This is a genomic window from Vibrio sp. V42_P2S4T144 (assembly GCF_009904715.1).
In the GTDB taxonomy this organism is placed as follows: domain Bacteria; phylum Pseudomonadota; class Gammaproteobacteria; order Enterobacterales; family Vibrionaceae; genus Vibrio; species Vibrio alginolyticus.
This window is the reverse complement of the sequence record NZ_WXWS01000482.1, coordinates 1-4031: the sequence shown is the minus strand read 5'-3', so window position 1 is coordinate 4031 and position 4031 is coordinate 1. Positions and strand designations below refer to the sequence as shown.

The following is a 4031-nucleotide window of genomic DNA, read 5'->3' as shown; positions in this document are numbered from 1 at the left end:
CACTTAGACCAGTTGATATCTTGCTGCATGTGACCCAGAGTCATGCTACCGCACAATCGGAGAACCTTATGTTTAATGCTCTAGTTCTAAATCAAGAAGACAAACGTACTATCGCTAACATCGAGCAAATCGATGAAACACAACTGCCTGAAGGCGACGTTCTGATTGACGTTGATTACTCATCGTTAAACTACAAAGACGGCCTTGCGATCACAGGTAAAGGTAAAATCATCCGTAACTTCCCGATGGTGCCAGGTATTGACTTAGCAGGTACGGTAGTAAGCTCAGAAGACGACCGCTACCAAGCTGGTGACAAAGTTGTCCTTACTGGCTGGGGCGTGGGTGAAAACCACTGGGGTGGTATGTCTCAGCGTGCTCGTCTAAAAGCAGATTGGCTAGTACCACTACCAAAAGGTCTAGACAGCAAGAAAGCAATGATGGTTGGTACTGCTGGCTTCACTGGCATGCTATGTGTTCAAGCACTGCTTGATGCAGGCATCAAACCTGAAAATGGTGAAATCCTTGTAACTGGCGCAAGTGGCGGTGTAGGCTCAGTCGCAGTAACGCTTCTAGCACAGCTTGGCTACAAAGTTGCTGCAGTGACAGGTCGTGTAGAAAAAAATGGCCCGCTACTTGAAAAACTAGGTGCTAGCCGCATCATCGACCGTACTGAATTTGAAGAACCAGCACGTCCACTTGAAAAGCAAGTATGGGCAGGTGCGGTTGATACTGTAGGCAGCAAAGTACTGGCTAAAGTATTGGCGCAAATGGATTACAACAGTGCAGTTGCAGCTTGTGGTCTTGCAGGTGGTTTTGATCTACCAACCACAGTGATGCCGTTCATCCTACGTAATGTTCGCCTACAAGGTGTGGACTCAGTAATGTGCCCAACAGAGAAACGTATCGCAGCATGGGAAAAGCTGGTCGAGCTACTACCAGACAGCTACTTCGAGCAAGCGTGTACTGAAGTTGCTCTTACTGAAGCACCGAAATATGCAGAAGACATCACCAACGGTCAAGTAACGGGTCGTGTGGTTATCAAGCTATAAACACTGACTCAGTGTAAACAGACGAAGAGCCGGCATTGCTGGCTCTTTTTTGTTAGCAGTTCAGTCCCATATCTTCGATACGTTTAGCTATCAGACGGCTACACTCTTCACGCACAATCGTTCTTAACCATTCTTGAGCGGGAGAATGCTCGCAACGCGCATGCCAAATCATCGAGTATTCAAACGGCGTGAATTGGAATGGTAACGGTTTCACCACCAAGTCATAACGCTCGGCAACCAGATACGCCAAGTCCGCTGGCACTGTGATGATAATTGGCAAGGTATCCATGATCGCCAATGCGGCTTCTAAATGATAAGCCCGCAGAACCATTTTACGCTTAGGTTTCTCCATCAAAGCTTGTTCGATCAGTGCCTTAACACCATCACTGATGGCGATCATGGCATGTGGATGACTCAGATAATCATCCAAGCTCATTTCTTTATTCGCTAATGGATGCTGTTTTGAAAGCATACACAGCACCCCCACTCGCCCCAACACTTCACTGCGTAGAGGCTCCACCGGGCCTGTCGGGCGACAAATCGCTAAGTCTGCACCTTCATAAGTGAGCTGATCTGATAAACGGTCGTGTTGCAGTGGTAAGAAGTTGAAAGACACATTTGGTGCTTCTTGGTAAATTCTCGGCAAAGCGAACGGTAATATCGTTTGCATGGCATAATCGGTGGTCACGATGTTGAAAGTCTGTACGCATTGCAATGGGTCAAACTCAACCGGAGATAACAACTGACGTAAAGACTCTAATGGCTCGCCCAATGAGCGATCGATCTCTAACGCTTTCTGAGTTGGGATCAAATGCTGTCCCTGACGAGTAAACAGCGGGTCTCCCAATAAGTCGCGTAGACGACCAAGCACACGACTCATTGCCGATTGACTCAAGTTCAGACGTGTTGCCGCCTTACTGACACTGTTTTCTTCTATCAGTACTCGCAACGCAACCAGTAAATTTAAATCTCGGCGATAGATATCTTCCAGTTCCACGAATTAGCCACTTATTTTGTATGTGTTTGGGTAAATTGTACTCTTTAGGCAAAAAAAATCCCGCCTTTCAGCGGGGAAGCCCAAGAAAAATGGGGATAGTGTCGGAATGAAGTGTCGGTAAAAAATAGGTGAGCGTTATTAAAAGCATTCTGATCCAAGCAAGAAGCGCTAATTTTCTTGCTCAGATGCGCCAGACCATCTGCGCATCTCGATCCAAATCCCAATAATAGTGGCAACCATGCCTACGAGAGGCGTCAAAGAGGTGTCAGCTGGCGTCCTAAGTACCAATGCACAGAACGAGATAAAACACAGCACTGAGTAAATCGTAAGTCTGTCTAACGCTGTTAACATTGCCTCTCCCTTGCCAGTTGTTACCAAATTGTTAATTTAAGGTAAAACAAAAAATTCGGTTTGCCAAGTGGTTATTGAATATTTTTTCAACGAAAGTAAAATTCAACGCTCAGTTAGTTACGAGAATCACACTATGAGCTTTAATCCTGAACTGGCAAACAAGACATTAGAGGCGCAAGGACTGCGCTGCCCAGAGCCAGTGATGATGGTCAGGAAGACAATTCGCAACATGCAAGATGGTGAGATTTTGCTGGTCAAAGCAGACGATCCATCCACGACTCGAGACATTCCGAGTTTCTGCCGCTTTATGGACCACCAGTTAGTTGCGGCACAAACGGAGCAAGTTCCGTATCAGTACCTGATCAAGAAAGGATTGGAATAATCTGGTCGAACTAAAAACGGCAGCCTATATTGGCTGCCGTTTGTTTATTCGTCGTATTCGAGTGTGCGAACTTCTGATTGGAGCTTGTTAAGTTGTTTCTTCATTGCCCGCATCTCTTCATGCATAGGAATGATGTGAGCGACACGAATCCACGCTTCTACTGTCAATCCAGTAAGGACGAACGATCCTGCTACAATCGGTAACCACATATCAGTTAGCACCATCGCTAGTAAACACAGCGCTAAACCAAAAGTGAATAAATAACTCTGACTCTTCGGGGACATCCCCATGTAACGTGTAAGCATAAACTTGCCCTCTCGCTATCATTCACACCATTAAACTACCATGACAAGTATGACACTTATATGTCATCCGTCACGCAACGGAACGATTTAGAGTCAGAGTTTGAACTCGCGCAGCACGCCACTAATGATTGATAACTCACATCATTTCACGTGCAAAAAATCAGAACAGTGCAGCCCCTATTGCCAGAGCAATAAACAAAAATGCGGTGATTTTACGGATCAGCCCTAAAGGCATCTTGTCGGCCGACAATTTACCAATCAGGACCACAGGTACATTCGCCAGCAGCATACCGATTGTGGTACCGATAATCACCAAACTTAACGCATCCGCGTATTGCGCCCCTAAGATGGAAGTGGCGATCTGAGTTTTATCGCCTATCTCCGCAACGAAGAACGCGATAAAGCTGGCAATAAATGGGCCTCGATTAGAAATCTGCTCGTCATCATCCAGTTTGTCCGGGATCAGAACCCAAGCCGCCATCGCGACAAAACTGACCACCAGCACCCACTTTAAAATCTCAGGTGATAGATAGTCTGCGACAACCACACCTAACCATGCAGCCAAAGCGTGGTTGGCAATAGTTGCCAAAAAGATTGCTGCAATAATTGGGATTGGTTTTCGGTAACGACTTGCAAGTAATAGAGATAGCAATTGGGTCTTATCGCCAATTTCTGCTAACGCTACAGTAGTAATTGAAATAGCTAAAACGCTCACGACATGCTCATTGGGGCAGGGATTATTATTTTTAACCGAAGACAAACCTCACGCCCCTACCCCGGTTCGTGATGATTTGTCTAAGGTCTTGCTAAACTTGAAAGGCTTCAAGTCTCGAACGCCATGGTGATTTTGCACCAATTATGTTGACGGACGAACCAGATGAAACAGAAACTTCATCAGGTAAGCTACTCCCCAAAGACAGGCGCAATTCTAGCCACCTTTGTTGCGC

The 4031-nt window shown here is 46.1% G+C and carries 6 protein-coding genes; 2 read left to right on the top strand and 4 right to left on the bottom strand.

The genetic code is table 11. The features are described from left to right. Positions 1-68 precede the first annotated feature (68 nt). Positions 69-1049, top strand: coding sequence for an acrylyl-CoA reductase (NADPH) (gene acuI / locus CAG68_RS16060; protein ID WP_054730021.1), 981 nt, complete (start codon positions 69-71; stop codon positions 1047-1049). Between the two features lie 52 nt (positions 1050-1101). Here acuI and CAG68_RS16055 read toward each other — a convergent pair whose 3' ends face one another. After that, positions 1102-2046 (bottom strand): LysR family transcriptional regulator, encoded by a 945-nt coding sequence (locus tag CAG68_RS16055; RefSeq protein WP_017821924.1) that lies wholly within the window; start codon positions 2044-2046, stop codon positions 1102-1104. Between the two features lie 168 nt (positions 2047-2214). After that, on the bottom strand, positions 2215-2397 hold the full coding sequence (locus tag CAG68_RS16050; protein WP_005378880.1) for a hypothetical protein: 183 nt from the start codon (positions 2395-2397) through the stop codon (positions 2215-2217). Between the two features lie 133 nt (positions 2398-2530). On the opposite strand from CAG68_RS16050, the gene tusA reads away from it, so the two are divergent. Beyond that, positions 2531-2779, top strand: coding sequence for a sulfurtransferase TusA (gene tusA, locus CAG68_RS16045; RefSeq protein ID WP_033906598.1), 249 nt, complete (start codon positions 2531-2533; stop codon positions 2777-2779). Between the two features lie 44 nt (positions 2780-2823). Here the strand turns inward: tusA and CAG68_RS16040 are convergent, their stop codons facing one another. Together CAG68_RS16040 and CAG68_RS16035 are read right to left on the bottom strand one after the other, a co-directional pair. After that, on the bottom strand, positions 2824-3084 hold the full coding sequence (locus tag CAG68_RS16040) for a hypothetical protein (RefSeq protein ID WP_005378878.1): 261 nt from the start codon (positions 3082-3084) through the stop codon (positions 2824-2826). Between the two features lie 160 nt (positions 3085-3244). Next, a complete protein-coding gene (locus tag CAG68_RS16035; RefSeq protein ID WP_005378877.1) occupies positions 3245-3799 on the bottom strand; it encodes a TMEM165/GDT1 family protein in 555 nt (184 codons plus the stop codon). Positions 3800-4031 lie beyond the last annotated feature (232 nt).